The 16,213-nt window shown below is 59.9% G+C and carries 13 protein-coding genes and 1 pseudogene; 10 read left to right on the forward strand and 4 right to left on the reverse strand.

Features of this window, described 5'->3' with window-relative positions:
* Positions 1-8: 8 nt before the first annotated feature.
* The 4 genes from aceF to EGJ22_RS18600 all read left to right on the forward strand — a co-directional run bounded on the left by aceF (position 9) and on the right by EGJ22_RS18600 (position 6,039).
* Entirely contained in the window at positions 9-1,646 is a 1,638-nt protein-coding gene (aceF, locus tag EGJ22_RS18585) for a dihydrolipoyllysine-residue acetyltransferase (RefSeq protein WP_104148294.1), read from the forward strand.
* Positions 1,647-1,895: 249 nt separating this feature from the next.
* The gene (locus tag EGJ22_RS18590) at positions 1,896-4,586 is read left to right on the forward strand and encodes a bifunctional diguanylate cyclase/phosphodiesterase (RefSeq protein ID WP_029885040.1); all 2,691 of its coding nucleotides are present in this window, start codon (positions 1,896-1,898) and stop codon (positions 4,584-4,586) included.
* Positions 4,587-4,743: 157 nt separating this feature from the next.
* Complete coding sequence (gene msrA, locus EGJ22_RS18595; protein WP_029885041.1) at positions 4,744-5,412, forward strand: peptide-methionine (S)-S-oxide reductase MsrA; 669 nt, start codon at positions 4,744-4,746, stop codon at positions 5,410-5,412.
* Between the two features lie 3 nt (positions 5,413-5,415).
* Positions 5,416-6,039, forward strand: coding sequence for a glutathione S-transferase (locus EGJ22_RS18600; RefSeq protein ID WP_029885042.1), 624 nt, complete (start codon positions 5,416-5,418; stop codon positions 6,037-6,039).
* Between the two features lie 175 nt (positions 6,040-6,214).
* On the opposite strand, the gene EGJ22_RS18605 is transcribed toward EGJ22_RS18600, so the two are convergent.
* Positions 6,215-6,715: an ATP-dependent zinc protease gene (locus EGJ22_RS18605; protein ID WP_009682544.1), complete on the reverse strand. Its 501-nt coding sequence runs from the start codon at positions 6,713-6,715 to the stop codon at positions 6,215-6,217.
* A gap of 182 nt (positions 6,716-6,897) precedes the next feature.
* Here EGJ22_RS18605 and EGJ22_RS18610 point away from each other — a divergent pair, with 182 nt between their 5' ends.
* From EGJ22_RS18610 to EGJ22_RS18620, 3 genes are all read left to right on the forward strand, one after another.
* Positions 6,898-7,785 carry an acyltransferase gene (locus tag EGJ22_RS18610; RefSeq protein ID WP_029885043.1) on the forward strand — a complete coding sequence of 296 codons (888 nt, stop codon included), beginning with the start codon at positions 6,898-6,900 and terminating at the stop codon, positions 7,783-7,785.
* A gap of 223 nt (positions 7,786-8,008) precedes the next feature.
* Positions 8,009-9,358, forward strand: coding sequence for an APC family permease (locus tag EGJ22_RS18615; RefSeq protein ID WP_064314697.1), 1,350 nt, complete (start codon positions 8,009-8,011; stop codon positions 9,356-9,358).
* 168 nt (positions 9,359-9,526) lie between these two features.
* Entirely contained in the window at positions 9,527-10,210 is a 684-nt protein-coding gene (locus EGJ22_RS18620) for an RHS repeat-associated core domain-containing protein (RefSeq protein WP_223809634.1), read from the forward strand.
* A gap of 8 nt (positions 10,211-10,218) precedes the next feature.
* Here EGJ22_RS18620 and EGJ22_RS18625 read toward each other — a convergent pair whose 3' ends face one another.
* Positions 10,219-10,794 (reverse strand): DUF2780 domain-containing protein, encoded by a 576-nt coding sequence (locus tag EGJ22_RS18625; RefSeq protein WP_104148293.1) that lies wholly within the window; start codon positions 10,792-10,794, stop codon positions 10,219-10,221.
* 422 nt (positions 10,795-11,216) lie between these two features.
* Between EGJ22_RS18625 and EGJ22_RS18630 the strand changes: the two genes are divergently transcribed.
* Positions 11,217-11,975 (forward strand): RHS repeat-associated core domain-containing protein, encoded by a 759-nt coding sequence (locus EGJ22_RS18630; RefSeq protein ID WP_223809633.1) that lies wholly within the window; start codon positions 11,217-11,219, stop codon positions 11,973-11,975.
* A gap of 338 nt (positions 11,976-12,313) precedes the next feature.
* Here EGJ22_RS18630 and EGJ22_RS18635 read toward each other — a convergent pair.
* A pseudogene (locus EGJ22_RS18635) lies at positions 12,314-12,793 on the reverse strand (DUF2780 domain-containing protein); the annotation flags it as partial.
* A 160-nt stretch (positions 12,794-12,953) separates the two neighbouring features.
* On the opposite strand from EGJ22_RS18635, the gene EGJ22_RS26580 reads away from it, so the two are divergent.
* Together EGJ22_RS26580 and EGJ22_RS18650 are read left to right on the forward strand one after the other, a co-directional pair.
* The gene (locus EGJ22_RS26580; RefSeq protein ID WP_080709276.1) at positions 12,954-13,934 is read left to right on the forward strand and encodes an RHS repeat-associated core domain-containing protein; all 981 of its coding nucleotides are present in this window, start codon (positions 12,954-12,956) and stop codon (positions 13,932-13,934) included.
* A 492-nt stretch (positions 13,935-14,426) separates the two neighbouring features.
* Positions 14,427-14,636, forward strand: a complete 210-nt coding sequence (locus tag EGJ22_RS18650; protein WP_029887810.1) for a hypothetical protein — start codon at positions 14,427-14,429, stop codon at positions 14,634-14,636.
* Between the two features lie 42 nt (positions 14,637-14,678).
* On the opposite strand, the gene fdhA is transcribed toward EGJ22_RS18650, so the two are convergent.
* Positions 14,679-15,878, reverse strand: a complete 1,200-nt coding sequence (gene fdhA, locus EGJ22_RS18655) for a formaldehyde dehydrogenase, glutathione-independent (RefSeq protein WP_009683378.1) — start codon at positions 15,876-15,878, stop codon at positions 14,679-14,681.
* Positions 15,879-16,213: the final 335 nt, after the last annotated feature.

Below are 16,213 nucleotides of genomic sequence, written 5' to 3' on the forward strand. Positions count from 1 at the left end.
ATTTTTAAGTGAGCGAACTCATTCGCGTACCTGACATCGGCAGCGGTGAAGGTGAAATCATCGAGCTGTTCGTCAAGGTCGGTGACCGTATCGAGGCTGACCAGAGCCTGCTGACCCTGGAGTCTGACAAGGCCTCCATGGAGATCCCGGCGCCCAAGGCCGGTGTCATCAAGGAGCTGAAGGTCAAGCTGGGCGACCGCCTGAAAGAAGGCGACGAACTGCTGGTGCTGGAAGCCGAGGGCGCCGCTGCTGCGGCCCCTGAGGCGCCAGCCGGTGCACCGGCCGAGGCTGCAGCCCCGGCCCCGGCCCCGGCCGCTGAAGCCGCCCCAGCGGCAGCGGCTGCACCGGCTGCCGCCGCCGTGCAGGACATCCACGTGCCAGACATCGGTTCGTCGGGCAAAGCCAAGATCATCGAAGTACTGGTCAAGGTCGGCGACACCGTCGAAGCCGACCAGTCGCTGATTACCCTGGAGTCCGACAAGGCCTCCATGGAAATCCCGTCGCCGGCTGCCGGCGTGGTCGAAGAAGTCCTGTGCAAGCTGGAAGACGAAGTCGGCACTGGCGACCTGATCTTCAAGCTGAAGGTCGCTGGCGCAGCACCTGCTGCTGCCCCAGCACCTGCCGCCGCTGCCCCGGCCAAGGCTGAGGCTGCCCCGGCTGCCGCACCTGCTGCCGCCCCGGCGGCAGCCCCTGCGCCGGCTACCACCGCGCCGGCTGCCGGTAGCAACGCCAAGGTCCACGCAGGCCCGGCGGTGCGCCAACTGGCCCGTGAATTCGGTGTCGACCTGGGCGCAGTCGCGGCTACCGGCCCGCACGGCCGCATCCTGAAGGAAGACGTGCAGGTCTACGTCAAAGCGATGATGCAAAAGGCATCGAGCGCCCCGGCAGCAGCCGGCGCGACCGGTGGCGCCGGCATCCCGCCGATCCCTGCCGTGGACTTCAGCAAGTTCGGTGAAGTGGAAGAAGTGGCCCTGACCCGCCTGATGCAGGTCGGTGCCGCCAACCTGCACCGCAGCTGGCTGAACGTGCCGCACGTGACCCAGTTCGACTCCGCCGACATTACCGAGCTGGAAGCCTTCCGCGTGGCGCAGAAGGCCGTGGCCGAAAAGGCTGGCGTGAAGCTGACCGTGCTGCCACTGCTGCTCAAGGCCTGCGCATTCCTGCTCAAGGAACTGCCAGACTTCAACAGCTCGCTGGCGCCAAGCGGCAAGGCCATCATCCGCAAGAAGTACGTGCACATCGGCTTCGCCGTGGACACCCCGGACGGCCTGCTGGTCCCTGTGATCAAGAACGTCGACCAGAAGAGCCTGCTGCAACTGGCTGCCGAAGCTGCGGCACTGGCTGAAAAAGCCCGTACCAAGAAGCTCTCGGCGGACGAGATGCAGGGTGCCTGCTTCACCATCTCCAGCCTCGGCCACATTGGCGGCACCGGCTTCACGCCGATCGTCAACGCGCCGGAAGTGGCGATCCTTGGCGTGTCCAAGGCCACCATGCAGCCGGTCTGGGATGGCAAGGCCTTCCAGCCCAAGCTGATGCTGCCACTGTCGCTGTCCTACGATCACCGTGTGATCAACGGCGCTGCCGCCGCGCGCTTCACCAAGCGCCTGGGCGACGTGCTGGGCGACATCCGCACCATGCTGCTGTAAGGCGGCCCACTGCCCCTGCATGCAGGGGCAGTTCCTTTTTCGAGCTGCCACGCTCGTACCTCAACCCCGTCGATTGGCGGGGCTTTTTTTGCCCGCTGAATAAGTACGCCAAACTACAGATTCCGTCCAGACCGCCGATAACCCCTACACGGCATCACACATGGCTGCTTGCCAGCCCTCGGCACATGATGCAACCTTGCCAGACCCGCAGCGGCCCTACGCAGCATTCCCTCTTCAAGCGAGTCTTCGATGAAAAGCCAACCCGATGCCGCCAGCCGTGTGGCGGCCGAGGTCGTCACGCAGTTACCCGTGCCCTCGCGGCTGGGCATGCTGCGTTTCGAAAGGCTTAACGAAGCCAGCTGGGCCATGCTTTACCTGGACCCAGCCTGCGAGCGGCAGTTCGGCCTGCATGCCGGCACCTTGTGCGCACAGTTCGAGGCGCCCTACGCCAGCCTGATGGAACCCGAGGCACGCTACCGCCTGCACGACGAGATCCAGCAGCAACTGGCCCAGCGCGGTTACTACCGGGTGCGCTATACCCTGCATACGCCCAATACCGCACTGCGCCTGCTGGAGGCGGGTGAAGCCTACAAGCAGCACAACCGCCTGCTGCTGCGTGGCTACCTGAGCGTGCTCGACGAGCAGCCGCACGACGCCGCCGAGCAGGATGCCAACGACCTGGAGTCGCGCAACAACCGCCTGCAGTTGGCCCTGCAACTGAACCAGCGCGCCCAGCAGGAGCAACTTGAGCACCTGGAACGCGTGCGCGGCCAGCAGGACCTGATCCTGCGTTTGGCCCGCCAACGTTACAGTGCCGAAAACTCGCTGCTGGAAGCCGCCCAGCTAATCACCCAGAGCGCTTGCGAAATCTACAACGTCGACAGCGCCAGCATCTGGCACCTGGAAGACCAGCGCCTGGAACCGATCACCGCGTGGAAACGCGACACCCAGGAACACCGCCGCCCCGAAGCCATCGACGCCAGCCGTTTCCCGGACTACCTCGACGCGCTGCACGCCAGCCGCGCCATCGATGCCCATAACGCCGGCCATGATCCGCGCACCCGTGAGCTGGCACGAAGTCTGTGCCCGGAAAACAAGGCCATGCTCGACGCCAGCATTCGTGTCGACGGCCAGGTGGTGGGTGTGCTGTGCCTGGAACAGACCGGTCAGCCGCGGGCCTGGCAGTCGGATGAAATCGCCTTCGCTGGCGAACTGGCCGACCAGTTCGCCCAGGTCATCACCAACCACAACCGCCGCGCTGCAGCCAACGCCCTGCACCTGTTCCAGCGTGCGGTCGAACAAAGCGCCAGCGCGTTCCTGCTGGTCAACCGCGATGGCCGGGTGGAGTACGTCAACCCAAGCTTTACCGCCATTACCCAGTACAGCACCGACGAAGTACAAGGCCGCCACCTCGGCGAGCTGCCGGCGCTGGAAAACCTCAATGAGTTGTTGTTCGACTCACCGTCGAGCCTGGCCATGGGCAACAGCTGGCAAGGCGAATTCAAGAGCCGGCGCAAGAACCTCGAGCCCTACTGGGGGCAGCTGTCGATTTCCAAGGTGTACGGCGACAATCGTGAGCTGACCCACTACATCGGCATCTATGAAGACATCACTCAGACCAAACTGGCGCAGCAGCGCATCGAACGCCTGGCGTACACCGACAACCTGACTAACCTGGGCAACCGCCCGGCGTTCATTCGCAGCCTGGATGAGCGCTTTGCCCGCGACGGCGAACACTCGATGTGCCTGCTGCTGGTAGACATCGACAACTTCAAGCGCATCAACGACAGCCTTGGCCATCAGACCGGCGACAAGCTGCTCATCAGCCTGGCCCGGCGCCTGCGCAACAGCCTGCACAGCGGCGGTATCCTGGCACGCTTTGCCAGCAACGAGTTCGCCGTGCTGCTGGACAACACCATCCTGGAAGATGGCCAGGGCGTGGCGTTGCAGTTGCTGCGCACCCTCGACAAGCCGATGTTCGTCGACAACCAGTTGATCAACGTTACCGCCTCGGTCGGCCTGGCCTATGCACCCTTGCACGGCAGCGACCCGGCCAGCCTGATGAAAAACGCCGGCCTGGCGCTGCACAAGGCCAAGGCCAACGGCAAGCACCAGGTGCAGGTGTTCACCGAAGTGCTCAATGCCGAGGCCAGCTACAAGCTGTTCGTCGAGAACAACCTGCGGCGCGCACTGACCCAGAACGAGCTGGAGGTGTTCTACCAGCCCAAGCTGTGCCTGCGCAGCGGGCGCCTGCTGGGCCTGGAGGCGCTGCTGCGCTGGAACCACCCCGAGCGCGGCATGATCCGCCCGGACCAGTTCATCAGCGTGGCCGAGGAAACCGGCCTGATCATCCCCATTGGCAAGTGGGTCGTGCGCCAGTCCTGCCACATGAGCCAGGAATTGCGCGCCGCTGGCATGGGTAACCTGCATGTGGCCATCAACCTGTCGCCCAAGCAGTTTTCCGACCCGGACCTGGTGGCGTCGATCAGCAGCATCCTCAAGGAAGAAGCCCTGCCGCCGCACCTGCTGGAGCTGGAGCTGACCGAAGGCTTGCTGCTGGAAGCCAGCGAAGACACCCACCGCCAGCTGGAGGAACTCAAGGCCCTGGGGCTGACCCTGGCCATGGACGACTTTGGCACCGGCTACTCGTCGCTGAGCTACCTCAAGAAGTTTCCGATCGACATCCTCAAGATCGACCGTAGCTTCATCAACGAAATCCCCGACAACCAGGACGACATGGAAATCACCTCGGCAGTGATCGCCATGGCCCACAACCTGAAGCTGAAGGTGGTGGCCGAGGGCATCGAAACCCCGGAGCAGCTGGCATTCTTGCGCAGGCACCGGTGTGATGTGGGCCAGGGCTACCTGTTCGACCGGCCGATCCCGGGCCGCGAGCTGGCCGAGCGGTTGAAGCGCTATCCGCGTGGACCGGTGGCCTGACAGCGGCGTAAACCTCGGGCACTATAGAAGCCATTCGGGCCCCTTCGCGGGCACGCCCGCTCCCACAGGCTCCCCACAACGTTCAGATCCTGTGGGAACGGGCATGCCCGCGAAAGCCCCAACACCTATCCAACTGATTAAACACAGAGGAACGGCTATGGTCCTGCGTTCGGAAATCCTGGTGAACAAAAACGTCATGCCTACCGCGGAACAGGCCCTGCCTGGCCGCGAAACGCCAATGAGCCTGCCCGAGTTTCACTACGTCTTCAAGGACACCCCATTGCTCGGCCCGTTCTTCGAAGGCAGCATCGACTTCGCCATCTTCGGCCTGGGCTGCTTCTGGGGTGCCGAGCGCCGTTTCTGGCAGCGCGAAGGGGTGGTCAGCACCGTGGTGGGCTACGCCGGCGGCTTTACCCCGAACCCAACCTACGAAGAGGTCTGCTCGGGCCTGACCGGCCACACCGAAGTGGTGCTGGTGGTGTTCGACAAGGACAAGGTCAGCTACCGCGAACTGCTGGCGATGTTCTGGGAGCTGCACAACCCGACCCAGGGCATGCGCCAGGGTAACGATGTCGGCACCCAATACCGCTCGGCCATCTACTGCACCAGCCCGGAACAGCTGGAACAGGCCAAGGCCAGCCGTGACGCCTTCCAGGCCGAGCTGAACAAGGCCGGGTTCGGCGAAATCACCACCGAAATCGACCAGGCACCGACGGTGTACTTCGCCGAGGCCTACCACCAGCAGTACCTGGCCAAGAACCCGGACGGCTACTGCGGCATCGGCGGCACCGGCGTGTGCCTGCCACCCAGCCTGCAAGGTAACTGAAGCATGAGCACGATGACGCTGTTCCACTCGCCCTTGTCGCCGTTCGTGCGCAAGGTGATGGTTGTGCTGCACGAAACCGGCCAGTTGCAGCGGGTGCAGCTGCAGCCGGTCAACATCAGCCCGGTGAGCGGCGACCCGCAGCTGAACCAGGGCAACCCGATCGGCAAGATCCCGGCGCTGCGCCTGGAGGACGGCACCGTGCTGCACGACAGCCGGGTGATCTGCGAGTACCTGGACCAGCAGCACGTCGGCTTGCCGCTGCTGCCACGCGAAGGCTCAGCACGCTGGCGGCGCCTGACGCTGGTGTCGCAGGCCGATGCGATCCTGGATGCAGCGGTATCGTGCCGTTATGAAAGCTTCCTGCGGCCTGAAGACAAGCGCTGGGACGGTTGGCTGCAGGCGCAGGGCGACAAGATTCGCCGTAGCCTGGCCAACCTGGAGCAGGAGCATTTGCCTGAGCTGATGTCCGGGTTCGACCTGGTGGCGATTGGCGTGGCCTGTGCGCTGGGGTATCTGGACCTACGTCAGCCCGAGTTCGGCTGGCGCGAGCACCAGCCCGGGCTGGCCGCGTGGTATGCCGAGGTGAGCAAGCGGCCGTCGATGGTCGCCACTTCTCCGCAGGCCTGAAGGGCCTCTTCGCGGGCACGCCCGCTCCCAGAGTGACATCACAGTATTCGAGAGCTGTGCAGTACCTATAGGAGCGGGCATGCCCGCGAAGGCCTCACCGGGGTGCCACAGGAAACAACTGCCCAATCCTGACCCAATCAGCGCCCGAGCTGTTTGCCCTTCCTCAAGCTACGTATCAGCAGTCTGGCTTGCCAGCAGTAAATTTCTTCGCCGGGTTGACCGCCGCCTTGAACTCGCGCAGCGCCTTGGAGCCAATCAACAGCGGGTAGTTGAAGTTGCTGCGGTCCACCAGGTTCACTTCAACAGTGCGTTTCACGTCACCCAGGCACAACTGCAGGTCGACCACCGGGCGCTTGGAAACTTCCGGCGTATCCCCTTCGTCTTCCTCATCGGCCCGCCCTTTGATCTTGCTGATACGCGAGACCTTGTGCTCGTAAACTTTGCCATCGGCGTCCTTGGTCGCCAGGCGAAAGCGCACCCACTCATCGCCATCGCGGGTGAACAACTCGATATCCTTGGCCGACAGCGAGGCGGTAAAGGCGCCGGTATCCATCTTGGCTTTCAACGTTTCGCCCAGCTCGGGCAGGGCGATGTTCTCGTAGCGGCCGTAGAGGGTAGGGTCGGCGGCCATTACCGGCAGTGACAACAACGACAACAGGGCAAGCAAAGGTTTCACAGGCAGGCTTCCTTCAAAGAGATCAGTGCTTAGACTGCACTGGCAGGATAGGTTCGTTGTCACAAGGTTATCCAACATGTTGTGAAACATTTGTTCCTGCCGCCGGGCATTGGACATTTGGCGTAGGCCCCGGCGCTGCTTATCATTGCGCCCTGCCAACTTCATACAACAAGAGTTTCCTTATGCGTCGCCTGCTTACCGGCATTCTTACGACCAGCCTGCTGCTGCTCAACACCTTGGTGCTGATCTGCCCGCTGCTGGTCTTCGCCCTGCTCAAACTGGTGTTGCCGGGCCGTGGCCGTGACTATGCCTCGTGGGCGGTGATGTGGGTGGCCGAAACCTGGTCGGAAATCGACAAGGCCATCTTTGCCCTGTGCATCCCCACCCAGTGGGACATCCGCGGCGTCGAGAACCTGCGCAAGGACACTTCCTATCTGGCGGTGAGCAACCACCAGTCCTGGGTGGACATTCCGGCCCTGATCGAAAGCCTCAACCGGCGCACGCCGTTCTTCAAGTTCTTCCTGAAAAAAGAGCTGATCTGGGTACCGCTGCTGGGGCTGGCCTGGTGGGGGCTGGATTACCCGTTCATGAAGCGCTACAGCAAGGCCTTTCTGGCCAAGCACCCCGAGCTGAAGGGCAAGGACCTGGAGATCACCAAGGCCGCCTGCGAGCTGTTCAAGCGCCAGCCGGTGACCGTGGTCAACTACCTCGAAGGCACGCGCTTCAGCGACGCCAAGCGCCAGGCGCAACAGTCGCCATACCGTTACCTGCTCAAGCCCAAGGCCGGTGGCGTGGCGTTCGTGCTGGCGGCGCTGGGTGATCAGCTCGATGCGCTGCTGGACGTGACCATCGTGTACCCAGGCAACAAGGCGCCTGGGTTCTGGGATTTGCTCAATGGCAGCATTAGCCGGGTGATTATCGACATTCAGGTGCGTGAGCTGGACCCTGGATTGTGGGCGGGGGATTACGAGAACGATCCTGAATTCCGCCAGACCGTGCAGGCCTGGGTGAACCAGTTGTGGTTGGACAAGGACCAGCGGATCGAGCAACTGCGGGGGGAGATGGGCTGAGGTCTTTACCGCCTGATGGGGCCTCTTCGCGGGCGAACCCGCTCCTACGCAGGGTGGTGCTACCTTCGGGCTTGCGCTGCCACCCGCGGCCCGCTCAGGCAGCCCAACAATCCGATTAAAACCCAGGCTAATAATCAACATAAGGATTACTTTTTTGTCATCCCCCACCCAGGTGGATAAAAATCGACCAAAGCACAACTAAAAAAACGCTCTGGATCGATCGATGGCCAACCCACCCAGCTTCAACTCCGCTCAGCTTCGCCGTGTTCTCGGCCTTCCGGCCCTGGTGTTCTTCGGCCTGGTGTACATGGTCCCGCTGACCATCTTCACCACCTATGGCATCGTGACAGAGCTGACCGGCGGCCGCACCGCCAGCGCCTACATGGTTACCCTGGTGGCCATGCTGTTCACCGCCGCGTCCTACAGCTTCATGGTCAAGCGTTTCCCAGTGGCAGGCTCGGCGTACTCCTACACCAACATGGCTTTCGGCCCCAACATCGGCTTCCTCGCGGGCTGGTCGTTGCTGCTCGACTATCTGTTCCTGCCGATGATCAACTACCTGTTGATCGGCTTGTTCCTCAATATCGCCTTCCCGACCATCCCGGCGTGGTCCATTGCGCTGGCCTCGATCGCCCTGGTTACCGTGCTCAACGTGGTCGGCATCCATTCGGTGGCCAAAACCAGCAACCTGATCGTCGGCGCGCAGATCGTCTTCATCGTGGTATTCGTGGCGCTGTCATGCCAAACGCTGGCCGGCCAGCCGCTCGACCTGCTGTCGCCGCTGCTGGGTGACGGCTCACAACCAGGCTTTGGCGCGCTGATGGCCGGTGCGGCGGTGTTGTGCCTGTCGTTCCTCGGCTTCGATGCCGTTTCGACCCTGGCTGAAGAATGCCGCGATGCCCGCCGCGACGTGCCACGGGCGATCATCCTCACCACCCTGTTCGCTGGTGTACTGTTCACCGTACTGGCCTATGTCAGCCAGCTGGTCATGCCGGGCACCACCTTCGCCAATGCCGATGCGGCGGCCAACGAGGTGATGTTCAAGGCGGGTGGGCAGTTCCTGGCCAACTTCTTCACCGCAGCTTTTGTTGCCGGCAGCCTGGGCTCGGCGCTGGCCTCGCAGGCGGCAGTGTCGCGCATCCTGTTCACCATGGGCCGTGACAACGTGTTGCCGCGGCGCAGCTTCGGTTACCTGTCGCCACGGTTCGGCACCCCGGTGTTCGCCATTTTGCTGGTGTCGGCGTTTTCGCTGCTGGCGTTGGTGATCGACCTGGCTACCCTGGCCTCGCTGATCAGCTTTGGGGCACTGGTGGCGTTTTCGGCGGTGAACCTGGCGGTGGTGAAGACCCACCTGATGGATGACGGGGCGCAGCGCAACTTCAAGGGGCTGCTGTGCTACGGTCTGGTGCCGCTGGTGGGCCTGGCGCTGACCCTGTGGCTGTGGACCAGCCTGTCGGCACTGACGTTGGTGATCGGGCTGTGCTGGTTTGCCTTGGGCCTGGCTTACCTGGCGGTACTGACCGCGGGCTTCCGCCGCCCGGTGCGCCTGGTGGACTTCAGCGAAGCCGCCTGACCTGCCGCAATGCAACCTTGCGTTTTGTAGGTGCGGCCTGAGTCGCGAAGGGCCGCACCGCCCGTCCAGACCGGGTCGGTGCTCACTGCGTGTACTAGTAATTCTGCTAGTTGTACCTGACGTCGGGAAACTAAAGACTCAAGCTTACCGTCTTGCGAGGCCAAGCCTGTGTCAGTAGCTCTACGTGCCTATTGCCCCTACGGTCATTATCAAAATCAAGCAAGGCCGGCATCCATGCTTGGCTTCAATGGAGAGCAGTATGAGGCGCGCTCCCGCACGTATGTATTAGGCCAGGGATACCGCTGCTACAGCCCGGCACTCCAGCGCTTTCAGGCGCCCGATGACCGCAGCCCATTTTCCGAGGGGGGGCTCAATGCCTATGCGTATTGCGTTAATGATCCCATAAACTACCTGGACGACACTGGGCAGTCGCCGAGTGCAGCGCTACTGCGGAAAGGCAAAGCACAGCTTAAGGCCGTTTCACAGACCCGGTACCAGAAGGTCAGTAACGCCAACCAGCCCCCTCAGCAACGCGTAGCCAATGCGGTCAAAACCAGTCAGAAGAAAAAAAACGTCAGTTTTGCCACTGACACCATCTTTAGGAATGAACGCCACGGGCGATACCACGAGCGGACAATGCTTACCAGCAGACTGGAGCGCCTGCACAGCCTCTACGAAATAGTGACCAGTGACATCCAGCATCTTTGGGCTACTACCACCCGGCTGAACTATAAAAACCACAACCTCATCTATGCATATCTACGCCGACTTAGTTCGCTCAATAACACCGTTAAACAAGTGCAGAATGAAAAAGAACGAATTCAAAAACGCCTGCAAGAGATCCGCTGGTAGTACGAAGCTTATACAGACGGCGTGGCTGCGGGCGCCGGAGTCGCCCACAAGGCCCCCAAGTTCTGCAATAACGAACCGGCTATACCCTGCTGCCCAAGGTACTGCAGCAACAACGGCGCGAACTGCCCGATCATCCCGGTATCCATGCCCAGGGCCTTGAAGGCATTGTCCAGGTCGCTACGGTTCTGCACGTCGTTACCCAATGCCTTGTCCAAGGCCGACTGGCTACCCTTGTTGCTGCCCAGCAAATCCCCCAAGCCACTTAGCCCGCCCAGGGCATTGGCGCCCGACAACAGGTCCAGGCCCGGTACCGCCTTGGTCAGCTGGCCATAGTCCTCGCTGCTCAGGCTGTTGCGTGCCAAACCCAACATCGCCCCCGCCCCGCCCACGGCCTGCTCGGGGGTGATGTTCAACTGGCTGCCCAGGGTGTTGAGCAAATCGGCCTGCGCCTGGGGCGCCTGTACCTGGCCTTGCTGTTGCTGGTTTTGCATGGCGGATACGGCGTTGGCGGCGTCGCTGAGGTTGAAGGCGAACACCGGGCTTGCGGCCAGGGTCATCAGGGTTGCCAGGGTGAATGCTTTCATCGGGAGGGACCTCGTTGGCCGGGATGGCCTGGGAAACGAGGGATTTGACTGGTTGTTTGGAGGTTCGTTCCGGCCGGCTATCACGATAGATGCAGAAGATCCGTGACGTCTACCCTATATAGCTCTGGCGCCCCAAGGTACTAGAGATCAGGGGCAAATTGAAGGGCAGCTCCGATCTTTGATTACCTGTCAAAATTGCTAGTTGCTGTCACCTGCAAGAGGGAGCAGAGTCAATAGGTCATCAGATTTCTCTGGGGTCGCAAGCAATGACGAACAATGTAGATACCAACAAAGAACCGAGGTCCAGGCATTTCTATCAGAATGAACATATGGCGACCCACCATTCCACGCGGGGCAATCGTCATACACTATGGGGCCAAGGCACACCAATCGCTCAGCTAGGCCAGCCCCAAGGGGTACGCTTGCTGCAGATCGACCAAGCCAATTCAGTTATAGGCATGCCGCCTGAAGTGCTGACATATTCACCCTACGGCCATCTGGAACTTAGAGAAACGCTAGGGTTAATCGCATTCAATGGGCAATGGTTAGACCCAGCAATCGATGGATATATGCTTGGCAACGGCCATCGCCTAGTAAAAACTGGCTTGAGCCGATTTACTAGCCCGGATGCACTCAGCCCTTTTGACAGAGGCGGAAACAATTCATACGTTTATTGCGCTGGCGACCCGATAAATAAGGTGGACCCATCCGGCCGAAGCTTCAGCCTATTAAAGTGGGTCAGGCAAAAGTATGGCTACGAGCATTTATATAAGCGAGCCGCGGGTACCATCACCACAGAGGAAGACGCCAAGAAATACTCCTTCTCAAGCAACGAAAGAAGGGCCTGGAAATCGCATTATAATGATTTAATAGATCAAAATAATAGCAACCTATCCAAATATGAGGCGCGGACTCGCCCAAACTACGCATGGAAATCAGAGGTCCCTGCCTCGCCGAGCGATCGTGAAAAATTAGGCCGTGCACAATTGCTACAATCACAGCTAGAAGCAGAAAGGAATGTAATGAAGCATCAGATTGTTATAGACGGAAAAACCAGGTACACCACCGCCAAAAACCAGAGAATATTCGAGCGCCTTTTAAATAACAACAGAATTGAAATCGAACCACCAGAACTAACTCAACAAAACAACTCAGTACGAAAAGACACTCCTAACCATTAAAAATAGTGCCCTTCATTTATGAGTTTTTACTCCTGCTAGCGCCGGCCATTGTTTGCCCTACCGGTCTGTCAACCATGCCAGCTGCCACCTTCTTGTTTGGCAGCAAGCGGGTGGTGGCATAATTTAAGGTCATCTATCATGCTTAAGATTACCCCCGATTGTAGTGGAACGGTGAATGACAGCTTCTGCTCCTACTCGTGCTCTAGGCACCTGCGGCATTCAGCTTGTCATCACCGCTCTCACTCCAGATTCTAATCCTCTCTCAAGACACAAGGCCGCTCCCAAGTACAGCGCCAGCCTTCAACGGCTGTGATGCCAGCCCTGGCGCTAAAGAACCATCAGACCGAAGGCTGAGCCAACGGCGCTGGCGTGGTCCACAAACTCCCCAGGTTCTGCAGCAGCGAACCAGCAATCCCTTGCTGCCCAAGGTACTGCAGCAACAACGGCGCGAACTGCCCGATCATCCCGGTATCCATGCCCAGGGCCTTGAAGGCATTGTCCAGGTCGCTACGGTTCTGCACGTCGTTACCCAATGCCTTGTCCAAGGCCGACTGGCTACCCTTGTTGCTGCCCAGCAAATCCCCCAAGCCACTTAGCCCGCCCAGGGCATTGGCGCCCGACAACAGGTCCAGGCCCGGTACCGCCTTGGTCAGCTGGCCATAGTCCTCGCTGCTCAGGCTGTTGCGTGCCAAACCCAACATCGCCCCCGCCCCGCCCACGGCCTGCTCGGGGGTGATGTTCAACTGGCTGCCCAGGGTGTTGAGCAAATCGGCCTGCGCCTGGGGCGCCTGTACCTGGCCTTGCTGTTGCTGATTTTCCGAGAGGGGCCTCGTTGGCCAGAATGGCCTGGAAAACGAGAGATCTGACTGGCGCTCATTGGGCTTGTTCCCACCGTCTAACAACTAGCAAAACTACCAGTTGTGGTTATGCAATGCTTCGCGCAGCATCAAGCACTCCGACAACTGTTGGGTGAATGTTATGCCGAACAAAACAAACGGAAGAACCGAACCAGCTTGCGAAGCGACCGGCCTACGCTTTAAAAAATTGTCAAATGAAAATTCTCTACACTTCTATCAAAATGGTCATTTAAACACTACAGTATCTCCGCACGGGTGCCGTCATATTGTTCGCGTGCAAGATACAGTTTTGGCGCAACTCGAAAGAGCGCAGGCGACAAAAATATTGACGAGCGATCGCGCCAATTCTGTCTTGGGCCTGCTCGACAGGGTCATGACGTACTCACCTTACGGCCATCTGGAAACCTCGGAAGACGCCGTGCTATTGGCCTTCAACGGTCAATGGCGTGACCCGCGGATCTTATGCTACCTATTAGGTAGCTATCGGCTGTTCAGTCCGCAACTACAGCGGTTTTGTAGCCCAGACTCTTTTAGTCCCTTTGGCAGTGGTGGTTTGAACGCTTATAGCTACTGCTTTGGCGACCCCACAAATCATACAGATAATTCGGGCCATATAGCATACAGAATATTTAGGCGTCTCTTGCCCATGTTCAGGAATACTGAGTCAGAATCCAAATACTACAATTCAAAAATTAAAAATTTGGAAAATAAGCCTAATAAGGGACAGAGAAAAGTAGACGATATTAAAAATGAATACCGACACAAGCCTTATACTTATAGACAACTCAAAGACACCTCGAACATGATACACAAGCCCGATAAATACGTAAAGAGCCTCAACAAATACACAGCAAAGTTAGTACGTGCCCAAGAAAGTCGCGATAAGCTCAATAGAAAGTATCAAGAAAAACTTTTCAGCTACGCAGACAAACTTTTTGAGCTAAAACAGAGGTCTCAGTTAAAGGAGGGCTTACGCGCGGCTCTCGACGCACGGCAGCAGGCTAGGAAGAATGGAACCGCAGAGCCGGAGTGGGTTGGACAGTTGTTTGAGAGCTTATCCGATCAAGCTTCCGCCGTCAGGAGGCCTTATTCAACTGAGTAGTGGCTTCCCAGGGCTGGAACGGGATGATCTGGGCTGGGCTCTAGTATTGGGCGGTCACTGCGAAATCAGCGACCGGCTTTGACAGGCCGCCTTGGTATGAATCACGTGGCTTCGCTGTCATGGTAGCTGCGCATGGGGCACTTTGTGTGCGCCAGGTTTTGGTTTACCTACCGGTCTGTCAACCCATGTACCGCTGCCACCAATTGTTTGACAGCAGATGGTGATGGCCTCCATTTAAGGTGTTCCATCATGCTTAAGATCGTCCCCGATCCACCCCACACTTACCATTCCCTAGAAGACACACTCATCCAGGCCGCGGAGTACGCCCTGTCACTTTGGCGTTGCCTGGGCTGGCCTCTCCGCGGGCAAGTCCGCCCCAACAACCGTGCCACCTTATCAAACCGTTATTTTTGCCAGTATCAAAATCCCTGCAACGGCCCAGAATAGGCGCCAAGCAGCTCCCATTCATCCACTGCAGCAGGGACTTCAATCATGAACAAAGAACCGAGCATGATGCTCTTCTTCTACCAAGACAACAAGCTCGTCACAGTGAAAGAAGGCGCTCACCATCGCGCAATCTTACGTAATGCGGAACAACCGCTGGCAGAGCTGAGTACAGACGACACCAAAGCCGGCGGGCCGCTGGCAACCGATCAGATGGGCTCGGTGCTTGCCGTGCAAGGCTCAGCCAATCACCCATGAAAAAGCCCCTCGTGGTGAGGGGCTCTTCACTACATCACGGTATCACGCCGCGCCCCACATCTTGTGCGGGTCGATCACAAACTTCTTCGGCACCCCGGCATCAAACTCGCCGTACCCTTCCGGCGCCTGGTCCAGGTTGATCACCTGCACGCCCACCACTTCAGCAATGTTGATGCGGTCCCACATGATCGCCTGCATCAACTGGCGGTTGTACTTCATGGTCGGGGTCTGGCCGGTGTGGAAGCTGTGCGACTTGGCCCAGCCCAGGCCGAAGCGGATGCTCAGCGCGCCGATCTTGGCGGCAGCGTCCACCGCGCCCGGGTCTTCGGTCACGTACAGGCCCGGGATACCGATGTTGCCGGCTACGCGGGTAACCTGCATCAGCGAGTTCAGCACGGTGGCCGGGGCTTCGTGCTTGGCACCTTCATGGCCATGGCCGCGGGCCTCGAAGCCAACGGCGTCAACGGCGCAGTCCACTTCCGGCTCGCCGAGGATATCGACGATCTGCTCGTGCAGCGGGGTGTCCTTGGACAGGTCGACCACCTCAAAACCCTGCGACTTGGCGTGAGCCAGGCGGGCCGGGTTGAGGTCGCCGACGATGACGCAAGCGGCGCCCAGCAGGCGCGCCGAGGCAGCGGCGGCCAGGCCGACCGGGCCGGCGCCAGCGACATATACGGTGCTGCCTGGGCCTACGCCGGCAGTGACGGCGCCGTGGTAGCCGGTTGGCAGGATGTCGGACAGGCAAGTCAGGTCACGGATCTTCTCCATGGCCTTGTCGCGTTCGGGCAGTTTCAGCAGGTTGAAGTCGGCATAGGGCACCAGCACGTATTCGGCCTGGCCGCCGGTCCAGTCGCCCATGTCGACGTAGCCGTAGGCACCGCCGGCGCGGGCCGGGTTGACGGTCAGGCACACACCGGTGTGCATCTCTTTGCACGAGCGGCAACGGCCGCAGGCAACGTTAAACGGTACCGAAACCAGGTCGCCGATCTGCATGCGCTCGACGTCGCTGCCTTTCTCGACGATTTCACCGGTGATTTCATGGCCCAGAACCAGGCCGACCTGGGCAGTGGTGCGGCCGCGGACCATGTGTTGGTCGGAGCCGCAGATGTTGGTGGAGACCACCTTCAGGATCACGCCATGCTCGATTTTCTTGCCGCGTGGGTCCTGCATTTTCGGGTAGTCGATCTTCTGCACCTCGACCTTGCCGGCGCCGAGATATACCACTCCACGATTGCCAGACATGCTCTTACCTCGCTTGATTTTTATTTATGCAGCGGTGGTTGAACGCGCCGCCATCCTTGGGCGGCATGTGTTTCTGGATGAGGGGAATTGTGGGCCGGATGGGGCCGGGTGCACTGACTGGGAGCGACAGGGAGATGCCATTTAGCGGCAGGTTTGTCGTTGGAAGGTATGGGGGCAAACAGAGGTGGTGGCCTGTGCCGGCCTCTTCGCGGCTGAAGCCGCTCCTACAGGTAAAGCACAGCCTTCGAGGCCTGTGATATCCCTGTGGGAGATTCTATGGTTCCTGGCAAGGGTAGCCGGAGCATCTTCAGCGCCTGTGAGATCGAGCGCCGCCC

Source organism: Pseudomonas sp. p99-361 (assembly GCF_003935475.1).
In the GTDB taxonomy this organism is placed as follows: domain Bacteria; phylum Pseudomonadota; class Gammaproteobacteria; order Pseudomonadales; family Pseudomonadaceae; genus Aquipseudomonas; species Aquipseudomonas juntendi.